General features: G+C 71.7%; 13 protein-coding genes. 2 read left to right on the top strand and 11 right to left on the bottom strand.

Annotation, left to right across the window (positions count from 1 at the left end; all coding sequences use genetic code 11):
* Positions 1-63: 63 nt before the first annotated feature.
* The 11 genes from yajC to pgsA form a co-directional block, all read right to left on the bottom strand.
* Positions 64-561, bottom strand: a complete 498-nt coding sequence (gene yajC, locus ACZ6B1_RS21705) for a preprotein translocase subunit YajC (protein WP_468780672.1) — start codon at positions 559-561, stop codon at positions 64-66.
* A gap of 167 nt (positions 562-728) precedes the next feature.
* Positions 729-1799 carry a Holliday junction branch migration DNA helicase RuvB gene (ruvB, locus tag ACZ6B1_RS21700; protein WP_401135638.1) on the bottom strand — a complete coding sequence of 357 codons (1071 nt, stop codon included), beginning with the start codon at positions 1797-1799 and terminating at the stop codon, positions 729-731.
* Positions 1800-1827: 28 nt separating this feature from the next.
* Positions 1828-2433: a Holliday junction branch migration protein RuvA gene (ruvA, locus tag ACZ6B1_RS21695; protein WP_468780669.1), complete on the bottom strand. Its 606-nt coding sequence runs from the start codon at positions 2431-2433 to the stop codon at positions 1828-1830.
* Complete coding sequence (ruvC, locus tag ACZ6B1_RS21690; RefSeq protein ID WP_468780667.1) at positions 2430-2969, bottom strand: crossover junction endodeoxyribonuclease RuvC; 540 nt, start codon at positions 2967-2969, stop codon at positions 2430-2432. Before ruvC ends, ruvA begins: the two co-directional genes overlap by 4 nt.
* A gap of 138 nt (positions 2970-3107) precedes the next feature.
* Positions 3108-3860, bottom strand: a complete 753-nt coding sequence (locus ACZ6B1_RS21685) for a YebC/PmpR family DNA-binding transcriptional regulator (RefSeq protein WP_468780666.1) — start codon at positions 3858-3860, stop codon at positions 3108-3110.
* A 49-nt stretch (positions 3861-3909) separates the two neighbouring features.
* Positions 3910-4515: a pyridoxal 5'-phosphate synthase glutaminase subunit PdxT gene (gene pdxT / locus ACZ6B1_RS21680; RefSeq protein ID WP_468780664.1), complete on the bottom strand. Its 606-nt coding sequence runs from the start codon at positions 4513-4515 to the stop codon at positions 3910-3912.
* Positions 4516-4528: 13 nt separating this feature from the next.
* Complete coding sequence (gene pdxS, locus ACZ6B1_RS21675) at positions 4529-5434, bottom strand: pyridoxal 5'-phosphate synthase lyase subunit PdxS (protein WP_451791554.1); 906 nt, start codon at positions 5432-5434, stop codon at positions 4529-4531.
* Positions 5435-5561: 127 nt separating this feature from the next.
* Entirely contained in the window at positions 5562-6104 is a 543-nt protein-coding gene (locus tag ACZ6B1_RS21670) for a LemA family protein (protein WP_250401251.1), read from the bottom strand.
* Between the two features lie 47 nt (positions 6105-6151).
* On the bottom strand, positions 6152-7312 hold the full coding sequence (locus tag ACZ6B1_RS21665; RefSeq protein WP_468780661.1) for a glycosyltransferase family 4 protein: 1161 nt from the start codon (positions 7310-7312) through the stop codon (positions 6152-6154).
* Entirely contained in the window at positions 7309-8217 is a 909-nt protein-coding gene (locus ACZ6B1_RS21660; RefSeq protein WP_468780659.1) for a phosphatidylinositol mannoside acyltransferase, read from the bottom strand. Before ACZ6B1_RS21660 ends, ACZ6B1_RS21665 begins: the two co-directional genes overlap by 4 nt.
* The gene (gene pgsA / locus ACZ6B1_RS21655) at positions 8214-8942 is read right to left on the bottom strand and encodes a phosphatidylinositol phosphate synthase (RefSeq protein ID WP_468780893.1); all 729 of its coding nucleotides are present in this window, start codon (positions 8940-8942) and stop codon (positions 8214-8216) included. The genes ACZ6B1_RS21660 and pgsA overlap by 4 nt, the downstream gene beginning before the upstream one ends.
* A 249-nt stretch (positions 8943-9191) precedes the next feature.
* On the opposite strand from pgsA, the gene ACZ6B1_RS21650 reads away from it, so the two are divergent.
* Positions 9192-11390 (top strand): elongation factor G-like protein EF-G2, encoded by a 2199-nt coding sequence (locus ACZ6B1_RS21650; protein ID WP_468780658.1) that lies wholly within the window; start codon positions 9192-9194, stop codon positions 11388-11390.
* Between the two features lie 210 nt (positions 11391-11600).
* On the top strand, positions 11601-13247 hold the full coding sequence (locus ACZ6B1_RS21645) for a hypothetical protein (RefSeq protein ID WP_468780656.1): 1647 nt from the start codon (positions 11601-11603) through the stop codon (positions 13245-13247).
* Positions 13248-13252 lie beyond the last annotated feature (5 nt).

The following is a 13252-nucleotide window of genomic DNA, read 5'->3' as shown; positions in this document are numbered from 1 at the left end:
CGAACAGAAGCGCCCGGGGTGCGCGGGGCGCGGCCCGGCCGCGCCGCGCACCCCGGGGCGTGACTACTTCGCCTCGGAGTCGCCGTCGGTCTTCTTCGGCTCTTCGTCCGTCTTGGCCTCGGCGGCGCCGGTCCCGTCCTCGGCGACGTCCTTCTTGCCGAAGTCGACGGCCTTGTCGCCGGAGGCGGCGGCAGCGGCGGGCTCGTCGGTCTCGCCGGTCTCCGTGAGGGAGGAGGCGTCGTCCGGGACGACGTCGGCGTCGGCCTTGAGGTCGTGCTCGATGCCGTGGACGATCCGGTTGTACTCGTCGTCGGTGAGGACGGCGCCGATCGCGTTCTTGGCGAAGAGGAGGTCGACGCCCGGCCCGGCGTCGAGGAGGACCGTGTCCTCGCTGACCTCCTTGACCGTCGCGTACATGCCCCCGATCGTGCGGACGCCGGAGCCGGGCTGCATCTCATTGCGCATGTTCGCGGCCTGCTGCTGCTTCTTCTTGGCCGAGCGCGTCATCAGGAACATGGCCGCGATGAGCACAATGAACGGGAGAAGGGTCAAGGTATTCACGGGACGGGGTTTCCTTCGCGCGACCGCGCGGTGAGAGCGGCCTGTTGGATGGGGGTGGGTCGGCGCCGCCCGCAAGGGCGGCATCGGCGGAGTCTAAGCGAGTCCGCGCGCATGGAACAACGCTCAGCATGGCACCTGGGTTCCTGCCCCCGCCAATGCCCTCGCCGTCACGCCCCGAACAGGTCCTGTTGTCCGTTTCCCCCGGTGGCCGTGCGGGGCGGGGTCAGACCGAGGTGCGCCCAGGCGGCCGGGGTGCCGACCCGGCCGCGCGGAGTGCGGGCCAGCAGACCCTCCCTGACCAGGAAGGGCTCGGCGACCTCCTCCACCGTCTCGCGCTCCTCCCCCACCGCGACGGCGAGCGTGGACAGGCCGACCGGACCGCCGCCGAACAGCTTCAGCAGCGCCTCCAGGACGGCGCGGTCGAGGCGGTCGAGGCCGCGCGCGTCCACTTCGTAGACGGCGAGGGCGGCCGCCGCGATCTCGCGGGTGATCACTCCGTCCGCCTTGACCTGCGCGTAGTCCCGGACACGGCGCAGCAGGCGGTTGGCGATGCGGGGCGTGCCACGGGAACGGCCGGCGATCTCGGCGGCGCCGTCCGGCTCGATCCCGACGTCGAGCAGGCTCGCCGAGCGGTGCACCACGCGCTCCAGTTCGTGCGGCTCGTAGAACTCCATGTGCGCGGTGAAACCGAAGCGGTCGCGCAGCGGGGGCGGCAGCAGGCCCGCCCGCGTGGTGGCGCCGACCAGGGTGAACGGGGGCAGCTCCAGGGGGATGGCGGTGGCTCCGGGGCCCTTGCCGACGATGACGTCGACGCGGAAGTCCTCCATGGCCATGTACAGCATCTCCTCGGCGGGCCGGGACATGCGGTGGATCTCGTCGAGGAAGAGGACCTCGCCCTCCTGGAGCGAGGAGAGGATCGCGGCGAGGTCGCCGGCGTGCTGGATGGCGGGGCCGGAGGTGATGCGGATGGGGGCGCCCATCTCGGCCGCGATGATCATCGACAGGGTGGTCTTGCCGAGGCCGGGGGCGCCGGAGAGCAGCACGTGGTCGGCGGTGGCGCCGCGCGCGCGTGCGGCGCGCAGGACGAGGTCGAGCTGTTCGCGGACCTTCTCCTGGCCGATGAACTCGTCGAGGTCCTTGGGGCGCAGGGCCGCCTCGACGGCCTGGTCCTCGCCGTCGGCGGCGGAGCCCACCAGCCGCTCGGGGGCGGCGGAGTCGGTCGTGTCGTCCCAGTTCATGTGGTGTGCCTCGGGGTGGTGTGGTCGGTCAGCGGGCGCGGTTCAGGGTCTGCAGCGCCGCCTTCAGCAGCTGACCCACCTGCGGGGTGCCGCCCGCGGCCTCGGCCTGGGGAGTGACGGCGGCGACGGCCTCGTCGGCCTCGCGGGTGGCGTACCCGAGGCCGATGAGGGCCGCGTGCAGCTGGTCGCGCCAGCCCTGGGTGACGGGCGCGCCCACGACGGGGGCGCCGACCGGCGCGCCGAGGCGGTCCTTCAGCTCCAGCAGGAGTTTCTGGGCGCCCTTCTTGCCGATGCCGGGCACGGCGGTGAGGGCTTTCTCGTCGGCGGTGGCGACGGCCCGGCGCAGCGCGTCCGGCGTGTGCACCGCGAGCATGGCCTGAGCGAGCCGCGGTCCGACGCCACTGGCGGTCTGGAGCAGCTCGAAGACCTGGCGCTCGTCGTCGTCGGCGAAGCCGTACAGCGTCAGGGAGTCCTCACGGACGACCAGGGAGGTGTGCAGCTTGGCGGGCCGGCCCTGGCGGAGCGTGGAGAGGGTGTTCGGCGTGCACTGGACGGACATGCCGACGCCGCCCACCTCGATCACCGCCGCGTCGGGGGCGAGTGCGGCGACCGTGCCGCTGAGGAAGGCGATCATGCCGTACGGCCTTTCGTTGCGTGGGCCGAGTGCAGAGCCACGGCCTGCTGGAGTCGGTTCTGCGCGGGCGCGCGCCAGATGTGACAGATGGCGAGGGCGAGGGCGTCGGCGGCGTCGGCCGGCCTGGGCGGCGCGGAGAGCCGGAGCAGCCGGGTGACCATGGCACCGACCTGCGCCTTGTCGGCGCGTCCGCTGCCGGTGACCGCGGCCTTGACCTCGCTGGGGGTGTGCAGGGCGACCGGGATGCCGCGGCGGGCGGCGCACAGCATGGCGACCGCGCTGGCCTGGGCGGTGCCCATCACCGTACGCACGTTGTGCTGGCTGAACACCCGCTCCACGGCGACGAATTCGGGCCGGTGCTCGTCCAGCCAGGCCTCGATGCCCCGCTCGACGGCGACCAGACGGTGCCCCAGCTCGGCGTCCGAGGGCGTCCGTACGACACCGACACCGATCATGGTGAGTGGGCGCCCCGCGACTCCCTCCACGACACCGACACCGCACCGGGTCAGGCCGGGGTCCACCCCCAGTACGCGCACCGCGCCCTCCCTCTGTGGTGATCCGCAGATGCCTCGGTGATCCACGGATGCCGCCAGGCTAGCCGCTGCCTCTGACAACGGCGGCGGGCCGGTGGACGTGTTCCACCGGCCCGCCGAACCGCTCAGCACGCGGCAGCGCTACGCGTCGACCTTCTCCATGATCTCGTCGCTGACGTCGAAGTTGGCGAAGACGTTCTGCACGTCGTCGCTGTCCTCGAGCGCGTCGATCAGCTTGAAGATCTTCTTGGCGCCCTCCTCGTCCAGTTCGACCTGGACGGACGGCACGAAGCTGGAGTCGGCGGAGTCGTAGTCGATCCCGGCCTCCTGGAGGGCGGTGCGGACCGCGACCAGGTCGGTGGCCTCGCTGATGACCTCGAAGGTCTCGCCGAGGTCGTTGACCTCCTCGGCGCCCGCCTCCAGGACGGCGCCGAGGACGTCGTCCTCGGTCAGCTCGCCCTTGGGGACGATGACGACGCCCTTGCGGCTGAACATGTACGACACCGAGCCCGGGTCGGCCATGTTTCCGCCGTTGCGGGTCATGGCGACGCGCACGTCGGAGGCGGCGCGGTTGCGGTTGTCGGTGAGGCACTCGATGAGCACCGCGACACCGTTCGGACCGTAACCCTCGTACATGATCGTCTCGTAGTCGGCGCCACCGGCCTCGAGACCGCCGCCACGCTTGATCGCGGAGTCGATGTTCTTGTTGGGGACCGACTGCTTCTTGGCCTTCTGGACGGCGTCGTAGAGAGTCGGATTGCCCTCGAGGTCGACGCCGCCCATGCGCGCCGCGACCTCGATGTTCTTGATCAGCTTCGCGAAGAGCTTGCCGCGCTTGGCGTCGATCACGGCCTTCTTGTGCTTCGTCGTAGCCCATTTAGAGTGGCCGGACATCTGCCTGTCTCCTTCGCGTAACCCATCTCTGCAACGAACTCCAGAGATCCTACAAGGACTCGGGTGTCCCGTTGGCGCGCACCATGTCGACGAAAAGCGAGTGCACGCGGTGGTCGCCGGTCAGTTCCGGGTGGAACGACGTGGCGAGCACGTTGCCCTGGCGGACCGCGACGATGTGTCCCTCGTGCTCGGCGAGCACTTCGGCCCGGGCGCCCACGGACTCCACCCAGGGAGCGCGGATGAAGACGCCCTCCACAGGATCGCCCTCGATGCCCCGGACGTCGACCGCGGCCTCGAAGGACTCGTTCTGCCGCCCGAAGGCGTTGCGGCGCACGATCATGTCGATGCCGCCGATGGTCTCCTGGCCCGAGCGCGGGTCGAGGATCTTGTCGGCGAGCATGATCATGCCGGCGCAGGTGCCGTAGACGGGCATGCCGTCGCGCACGCGCGCGCGGAGGGGTTCCATCACTCCGAAGAGGACGGCCAGCTTGGAGATGGTGGTGGACTCGCCGCCGGGCAGCACGAGACCGTCGACCTCGGCGAGTTCCTCGGGGCGCCGCACCGGCCTGGCCACGACGTCTGCCGCGGCCAGGGCGATGAGGTGCTCCCGTACGTCGCCCTGGAGTGCCAGGACGCCTATGACGGGGGTGTTCATGTGCTGCGTCGCCTTACCAGCCGCGGTTGGCGTAGCGCTCGGTCTCGGGCAGGGTGTCGCAGTTGATGCCGACCATGGCCTCGCCGAGGTTGCGGGACGCGTCCGCGATGATCTTCGGGTCGTCGTAGAAGGTGGTGGCCTTCACGATGGCGGCGGCGCGCTTGGCCGGGTCGCCGGACTTGAAGATGCCGGAGCCGACGAAGACGCCCTCGGCGCCGAGCTGGCGCATCAGCGCGGCGTCGGCCGGGGTGGCCACGCCACCGGCGGAGAAGAGGACCACCGGGAGCTTGCCCAGCTCGGCGACCTCCTTGACCAGCTCGTAGGGGGCGCGCAGCTCCTTGGCGGCGGCGTACAGCTCGTGGTTGTCGAAGCCGCGCAGGCGGGCGATCTCGTTCTTGATCTGGCGCAGGTGGCGGACGGCCTCGACGACGTTGCCGGTGCCGGCCTCGCCCTTGGAGCGGATCATCGCGGCGCCCTCGGCGATGCGGCGCAGGGCCTCGCCCAGGTTGGTGGCACCACAGACGAAGGGGGTGGTGAAGGACCACTTGTCGGAGTGGTTGACCTCATCGGCCGGGGTGAGCACCTCGGACTCGTCGATGTAGTCGACGCCGAGGGACTGCAGGACCTGGGCCTCGACGAAGTGGCCGATGCGGGACTTGGCCATGACCGGGATCGAGACGGCTTCGATGATGCCCTCGATCATGTCCGGGTCGGACATGCGGGCCACGCCGCCGTCCTTGCGGATGTCGGCCGGGACCCGCTCCAGGGCCATGACGGCGACGGCGCCCGCGTCCTCAGCGATCTTCGCCTGCTCCGGCGTGACGACGTCCATGATCACGCCGCCCTTGAGCTGCTCGGCCATGCCGCGCTTCACACGGGCGGTGCCGGTCTCGGGAGCCTGGTTGTCGGTGGTGGACACGGGTGACCTCACTGAAGTGGAGACGGGTGACTGCACCGATGAGGAAACGCGAGGCGACCAGTCCACTGCAAGGGCCAATGACGACCCGGTGGATCCTTTTGTCCGGCGACGGGTCGCGGCACCCTCTTCAGGCGGCGCGTTCCACCAGGGCCGCGGGCGGCTCGTCGTCCATCTCGAAGGCCAGCGGGAAGGGGGCGTGGCCGGCCAGCCGGAACCAGCGCACCTTGCGGTGCTCGCGGAGCCTGCGGGCGGCCCCCACGGCGTCGTTGTGGAAGCGGCGGGCCATGGGGACCCGGCGTACCGCCTCGGCCAGCTCACGGGCCGCCTCGTCGCCGCCCGGGGCATCCCGGACGACCTCGACCTGCCGCGGGTCCTCGAACACCGCGCGCAGGGCCTGGCTCAGCTCGCTCTCCGCGACCTCCCGCTGGTCCTCCTCCGCCTGCCGGGCGGCGTGCGCGGCCTCGTAGAGCACGATCGAGGCGGCGGGGTCCAGGACGCCCGAGGTGGCCAGTTCCTGGGTCACGGAGGCCCTCCGCAGCAGCTGGGCGTCCAGCGCGGCCCGCGCGGCGTCCATACGCACGTGCAGCCGGTCCAGCCGCCCGGCCGTCCAGCTCAGATAGACGCCGACGGCGACGAGGGCGAGGAGGATCCAGATGAGGGTTGCGGTCACGGGCGAAGGCTACCGGGACGCCGCGACCGTGCCGTCGCCCCGTCGGTTCAGTCCCGGGCCAGCCCGAACCGTGAACGGCGGCCCGGGCGCTCGTCCGTGGCCACCGCCGCCGTCCCGGTCGTGACGGTCTCGTACACCGACAGGATGTCGGCGCCGACCGTCGACCAGTCGAAGCGGCGGACGTGCGCGCCGCCCCGCTCCCGCAGTTCGGCCCGTCGCTCCGGGTCCGCCAGCAGCTCCACGGCGGCCTCGGCCAGTGCGTCGGCGTCCTCGTTGGCGAAGACCTCGCCGGCCTTGCCCTGGTCGAGGACCTGGACGAAGGCGTCCAGGTCGGAGGCGAGGACAGGGGCACCCGCCGACATCGCCTCGACCAGGATGATGCCGAAGCTCTCGCCGCCGGTGTTGGGCGCGACGTACAGGTCGACGCTGCGCAGGAGGCGGGCCTTGTCCTCGTCGCTGATCATGCCGAGGAACTCCACGCGCGAGCGCAGCTCGGCGGGCAGGTCCTCGACGGCCGCCTCCTCGTCGCCGCGTCCCGCGACCAGCAGCCGGGTCCGCGGGCGGGCGGCCAGGATCTTCGGCAGCGCCCTCATCAGCACCGGCAGGCCCTTGCGGGGCTCGTCGATGCGGCCGATGAAGCCGATCGTGTCGCCCTGCCACTGAGGCCTGGGCTCGGCCTCGGCGAAGAAGTCGACGTCGACGCCGTTGGGGATGACCACCGCGTCCCCGCCCAGGTGCTCGACCAGGGTGCGGCGGGCGTACTCGCTCACCGCGATCCGCGCGCTGATCTTCTCCAGCGCGGCCTGCAGGATCGCGTAGGCGGCGATCATCGCGCGCGAGCGGGGGTTGGAGGTGTGGAAGGTGGCCACGATGGGACCCTGCGCGGCCCAGCAGGTCAGCAGGCCGAGCGAGGGGGACGTCGGCTCGTGGATGTGCACCACGTCGAACGCGCCGTCGTGCAGCCAGCGGCGCACGCGCGCGGCCGACAGGAAACCGAAGTTCAGCCGGGCCACCGAACCGTTGTACGGCACCGGGACCGCCCGGCCCGCCGAGACGACGTACGGCGGCAGCGGGGTGTCGTCGTCGGCGGGCGCGAGGACGGAGACCTCGTGGCCGAGCCGGATGAAGTACTCGGCGAGGTCGCGGATGTGGAACTGGACGCCGCCTGGCACGTCCCAGGAGTACGGGCAGACGATCCCGATTCTCACGCGGGTCCCTTCGTGGGGTCCAGGTCGGCGAGCCACAGACGCTGGAGCATGTGCCAGTCCTCCGGGTGCTCGGCGATCCCGGTGGCGAAGGCGTCGGCGAGCGACTGTGTCATGGCGGACGTCTTCTCGGCCCGCGTACCCGTCTCCGGTACCTCGATCGGGGGATATACGCGGCCCTTCATGACCGGGGAGTCGTCGTACCGGAGGGTGACGGGAAGCAGCAGCGCGCCGGTCTGCTGGGCCAGCAGGGCCGGTCCCGCGGGCATCCGGGCGCGGTCGCCGAAGAAGTCCACCTCGGTGCCGGACGCGGACAGGTCGCGGTCGGCGACCAGGCAGACCAGGCCGCCGTCGCGCAGCCGCCGGGCCAGGGTGCCGAAGGCCGAGCCGCCGCTGTGCGGGAGCACCTCCATGCCGAGGCCCTCGCGGTAGGCGACGAAGCGGTCGTAGAGGGTCTCGGGCTTCAGCCGCTCGGCGACCGTGGTGAACGGGGTCCGCAGCTCGGTGGTGACCCAGGCGCCGGCCAGGTCCCAGTTGGCCAGGTGCGGCAGGGCGAGGATCACACCGCGGCCGGAGGCGAGCCCGTCGGTCAGGTGGTGGAGGTCCTTGGCCTCGAAGCCGCCCCGGACGCGTTCGGGGCTCCAGGCCGGGAGCCGGAAGGACTCCATCCAGTAGCGCAGGTAGGAACGCATGCCCGCGCGCGAGAGCTCGGCCAGCCGCTCCGGGCCGGCGTCGGGCACCACGCGCGCGTAGTTGGCCTCCAGGCGCTGCACGCCCTTGCCGCGCCGCTTCCAGGCGAGGTCGGCGATGGTCCGGCCGAGGCGGACCGCGGCGGGTTCGGGGAGGTTCTTGACGGTGCTCCAGCCGAGCCCGTAGAGCGCGTCGGTGAGCCGGTCCGCGGTGCTCACTTCGCCGCCTCCCTCCCCTGGGAGGCGCTCTCCCCTGCCGCCGCCTCGGCCTCGGCGGACTCGCGGCGGACGGTGACGACCCGCTGGATCAGCGTCACGAGACTGCCCACGGCGACGATCCACAGGGCGATCGGCAGCAGCCACTGGATGCCCGGCACACCGAATTTGTGCAGTCCCGCGAACCCGGCCGCGACCAGCGAGATCACCAGCCGCTCGGCGCGTTCGACGAGCCCGTTGACGGCTACCGGCAGCCCGATCGACTCGCCGCGCGCCTTGGTGTACGAGACCACCTGGCCGCTGGCCAGGCAGAAGATCGTGACGGCGCACAGGACGTTGTCGTTCCCGTTGCCCGCGTACCACAGCGCGAGGCCGCCGAAGATCGCGCCGTCGGCGACCCGGTCCAGGGTGGAGTCCAGGAAGGCGCCCCAGCGGCTGGAGCGGCCGAGCTGGCGGGCCATGTTGCCGTCGACCAGATCGGAGAAGACGAAGAGCGTGATCACGACCGTGCCCCAGAAGAACTCGCCTCGGGGATAGAAGACCAGCGCGCCCGCCATCACACCGGCGGTGCCGATGAGGGTGACCGTGTCGGGGCTGACTCCCCGGCGGATCAGAAACGCGGCGAACGGCGTGAGGACACGCGTGAAGAATGCACGCGCGTACTTGTTCAGCATGGCCTTCCCGACGGTCGTTGTCGCCGCGGCCCTGGTGGCCTCCGGCTGGCCCATCGTAGTCACGCGTGCGCGTGCGTGACGGGCGGGCACCCACGAGCCCGCCCCACCGCCCCGCGCACACCCCCGGCGCGGACGGGCGTGGCGCGCCCGGGCCGCCTTGGCCGCTTCGCGGCCGTTCGTATGGACGCGGCGTTACGGGAGTGGAAAGCTCGAAGGACCGCGGGCGTCGCCGGAGCCGCCAGAGCACGCGGGTCCCGCGTGTCCGCGCCCACAGTGACCTCACCGTGCACGGGAGGCAGGATCATGGGCGACAAGGCACAGACACATCCCGGAGCCGCCGGCAGGGCAAGGGCGGCCGACCACCCCGCGTCCATAAGGAATGTGGTGCTGGTCGGCCACTCCGGATCGGGCAAGACCACTTTGGTGGAGGCCCTCGCGCTGACCGCGGGGGCGGTGAACCGGGCGGGCCGCGTGGAGGACGGCGGCACCGTCTCCGACCACGACGACATCGAGCACCGGCAGCAGCGCTCGGTGCAGCTCTCGCTGGTCCCGGTCGAATGGGACGGCATCAAGATCAACGTCCTCGACACCCCCGGGTACGCCGACTTCGTCGGGGAGCTGAGGGCCGGTCTGCGTGCGGCGGACGCGGCCCTCTTCGTCGTCTCGGCCTCGGACGGGGTGGACGGCTCGACCCGGATGCTCTGGGAGGAGTGCCAGGCCGTCGGCATGCCCCGGGCGATCGTGGTGACGCACCTGGAGTCGGCGCGCGCGAACTTCGAGGAGACGACCCGGGTCTGCGCCGAGGCGTTCGGCGCCGACGACCCCGACGCCGTGCTGCCGCTGTACCTGCCGCTGCGCGGTCCCGAGGGCCCCGACGGGCACGCTCCGGTGACCGGCCTCGTCGGCCTGCTGTCGCAGAAGCTGTTCGACTACTCGACCGGCGAGCGCAAGGAGTCCGAGCCCGGCGAGGACCAGCTCCCGGACATCGAGGCGGCCCGCGACCGGCTGATCGAGGGGATCATCGCCGAGAGCGAGGACGAGACCCTCATGGACCGCTATCTGGGCGGCGAACGGGTCGACGTCGAGACCCTGATCCAGGACCTGGAGCGGGCCGTGGCACGCGGCACGTTCTTCCCGGTCCTGGCCGCCGCGCCCGCCGCCGAGGGAGCCCGGCAGGGCCTCGGCACGGTGGAGCTGCTGGAACTGATCACCGGCGGGTTCCCGACGCCGTTCGAGCACCCCATGCCCGGGGTCACCACGATCGACGGCAGGACGCGTGAGCTGAAGGTCTGCGACACGGACGGCCCGCTGGTCGCCGAGGTCGTGAAGACCTCCTCCGACCCCTACGTCGGCCGCATCTCCCTGGTCCGCGTCTTCTCCGGCACCCTGCGCCCCGACGAGACGGTGCACGTCTCCGGGCACGGGCTGGCGGACCGCGGGCACGAGGACCACGACGTCGACGAGAAGATCGGCGCCCTGTCCACCCCGTTCGGCAAGCAGCAGCGCCCGGTGACGCACGCCGTCGCGGGCGACCTGGTGTCCGTGGCCAAGCTCGGCCGCGCGGAGACCGGGGACACCCTCTCGGGCAAGGACGACCCGCTCCTGATGGAGCCCTGGCGGATGCCCGACCCGCTGCTGCCGCTCGCCATCCGGGCGCACAGCAAGGCCGACGAGGACAAGCTCTCGCAGGGCCTGGCCCGCCTGGTCGCCGAGGACCCGACGATGCGTCTGGAGCAGAACCAGGACACCCACCAGGTGGTCCTGTGGTGCCTGGGCGAGGCGCACGCGGACGTCGCCCTGGAGCGGCTGCGCAGCCGGTACGGCGTCCAGGTCGACGTCGTCCCGCACAAGGTCTCCCTGCGGGAGACGTTCGCGGTGAAGGCCGCCGGACGCGGCCGGCACGTGAAGCAGTCCGGCGGGCACGGGCAGTACGCCATCTGCGAGATCGAGGTGGAGCCGCTGCCCGGCGGCTCCGGCGTCGAGTTCGTGGACAAGGTGGTCGGCGGTGCCGTACCGCGCCAGTTCATCCCGTCCGTGGAGAAGGGCGTACGGGCGCAGGCGGCCAGGGGCGTCGCGGCGGGCTATCCACTCATCGACGTCCGGATCACGCTGCTGGACGGCAAGGCGCACTCGGTGGACTCCTCCGACGCCGCGTTCCAGACGGCGGGCGCGCTGGCGCTGCGCGAGGCCGCGGCGGGCGCGCGGATCCATCTGCTGGAACCGGTGTCCGAGGTGGGCGTGCTGGTCCCGGACGACTACGTGGGCCCGGTGATGAGCGACCTGTCGAGCCGGCGCGGCCGGGTGCTCGGCACCGAGCAGGTGGGCTCGGGGCGGACCCTGATCCGGGCCGAGGTGCCCGAGTTCGAGATCGGCCGGTACGCGATCGACCTGCGTTCCCTGTCCCACGGCACGGCCCGCTTCGACCGCGCCTACGCACGGCACGAGCCGATGCCGCCGCAGATCGCCGAGCGGATCCGCGAACAGGCGGGCGAGACGCCGTGACCCACACCGGTCGGCTCCGTGCGCCGGCGGGCGGCTTCGGCCGTCCACCGGCGCGCTGTCGGCGGCTGCGGATACGCTGATCACCTGATCACGTCGTGCCGAAGTCGTGCGGTTGTCATGCCGATTCGGCAGGTTGGCCTGTTCAACAGGTGTGCGGGGCAGTGAAGTCGGGAAGGCCGCAGGAGCGACACCGGCGGCGAGGGGGCGGGAATGTCGGTTGGTACGGAGTGGGACGGCCCGCAGGTGCCCGTCTCCGGCGACGAGGGACAGGCGGCGACGTTCGCGCTGGCCTCGGCGGCCTACCGGGACAACGTGATCGAGGACATCAAGAAGACCGACAACGAATGGCACCAGTCGACCGTCAAGGCCGGCCGGCTGTCCCTGCTCAAGCCCAATCTCGGCGAGGCCTTCTCGCGGGCCGTGGTCGACCGCATGCTCGCCCCGGGCCGCAAGCCGCTCATCCAGTCCTTCGGCGCCGAGCCCCAGGTCGTGGTGGAGCACGCCCTCGCGGCGAACAACATCCGCCGCGAGCGCGACAGCCGGCTGTCCGTCGTCGTGGTGCTGTGCGGACTGATCTTCCTGCCGGGGTTCATCGGCTGGCTGCTCGTCTTCCAGCTGCGCACGTTCGTCGCCAGACGCGACGACAAGCGCGCCGGGACGCTCGCCACCGTCCTGCTCACCGGGGTGGGCGTGCTCGCCGCGCTCTTCCTGCTGAAGATGCCCTTCGGCGGATTCTGGGGGTGGTACGCGCGGGGCTGTGTCGTGATCCCGGTGCTCGGCTGGTTCTGGGCCAAGCGGATCTGCGAGCGCAGCGCCCGGGACCTGCGGGCGCGCTGGGAGGGCCTGCTCTCCGGCAGCAGCGTCGGCGCCAAGGTGCCCGAGGCCGTGCCGCGCGCCCCGGGCGAGACCGCGGCCGAGCAGCTGCGCCAGTCCCTGGCCCGGCTCGGTGCCGAGCAGCGGTCCAACTCCGTCTTCTACGCCGGGCCCAAGGGCATACTCGGCATGGGCACCCGCTGGGGCTCCTGGCAGCTCGCCGAGGACCTGGAGCCCGCCGACGCCACCCGGGAGATCCATCCCTTCCGCAGCTGGGACGTCATACGCGCCATCCACGACCAGCTCCGCATGCTGGAGCGCGGACCGCTCAACACCGGCGGTTTCCCCCGCCCTTCGATACGGCACTGGATCGTCACGCCGATCGGGGAGAACGCGAAGGAGGTGTCCCGGCCCGAGGGCACGGACGTCGAGGCGTTCCAGATCAAGCAGCACGCCATACAGGACATCTGCAACAAGCAGCAGTTCGGCAGCGGTGACCGGCACTACCTGGGCGTGCAGTGGACGCTGTGGGACGGGCAGCTCGTCATCACCATGATGATCACGGTGACGGTGCTCCACGAGACGCTGCGCATCGAGGTGACCGGGCACGCCCTGGGACCGGTGAACCCGCTGTTCACCACGAAGCCGACGGCGCCCACCAAGGAGGTCGCCAAGTCGCTCAAGCCCTGGGAGAACCGCACGGTCAAGCTGCCCCTGGTGCCCACCGACGAGGTGGTACGGCTCACCGCGCGGGCCCCGCTGACCTGGTACCCGCCGATGCTCAAGTGGCTCGGCGGCTCGCTCGTCCTGCCGGAGCCGTTCGGGCTGCGGCACGCCTGGGCGGACCAGCCGTGGCGGCACCGCTTCATGGCCGACGACGCGCTGCGCGCGGCCACCCCGGTGCTGCGGGTGGTGCACTCGGCCGCGATCCGGGTGCTGCGGGAGAACGGCGTGGACACCGAGAAGTTCGGCAACCGCTCGTCCGTCCTCAGCGGCCTGGTGCAGGACCCGACGCCGAGGAAGGCCGATCTGTACGACGCGTGAGCGGT

This window comes from Streptomyces sp. NPDC041129, from assembly GCF_055592265.1.
This window is presented reverse-complemented; position numbering and strand designations above follow the sequence as displayed.

Excerpts from the sequence above, each read along its gene's own strand:
- pdxT (WP_468780664.1), bottom strand. The coding sequence starts at position 4,515 with ATGAACACCCCCGTCATAGGCGTCCTGGCACTCCAGGGCGACGTACGG.
- pgsA (WP_468780893.1), bottom strand. The coding sequence starts at position 8,942 with ATGGGCCAGCCGGAGGCCACCAGGGCCGCGGCGACAACGACCGTCGGG.
- ACZ6B1_RS21685 (WP_468780666.1), bottom strand. The coding sequence starts at position 3,860 with ATGTCCGGCCACTCTAAATGGGCTACGACGAAGCACAAGAAGGCCGTG.
- ACZ6B1_RS21645 (WP_468780656.1), top strand. The coding sequence starts at position 11,601 with ATGTCGGTTGGTACGGAGTGGGACGGCCCGCAGGTGCCCGTCTCCGGC.
- ruvB (WP_401135638.1), bottom strand. The coding sequence starts at position 1,799 with ATGAACTGGGACGACACGACCGACTCCGCCGCCCCCGAGCGGCTGGTG.
- ruvA (WP_468780669.1), bottom strand. The coding sequence starts at position 2,433 with ATGATCGCCTTCCTCAGCGGCACGGTCGCCGCACTCGCCCCCGACGCG.
- ACZ6B1_RS21650 (WP_468780658.1), top strand. The coding sequence starts at position 9,192 with ATGGGCGACAAGGCACAGACACATCCCGGAGCCGCCGGCAGGGCAAGG.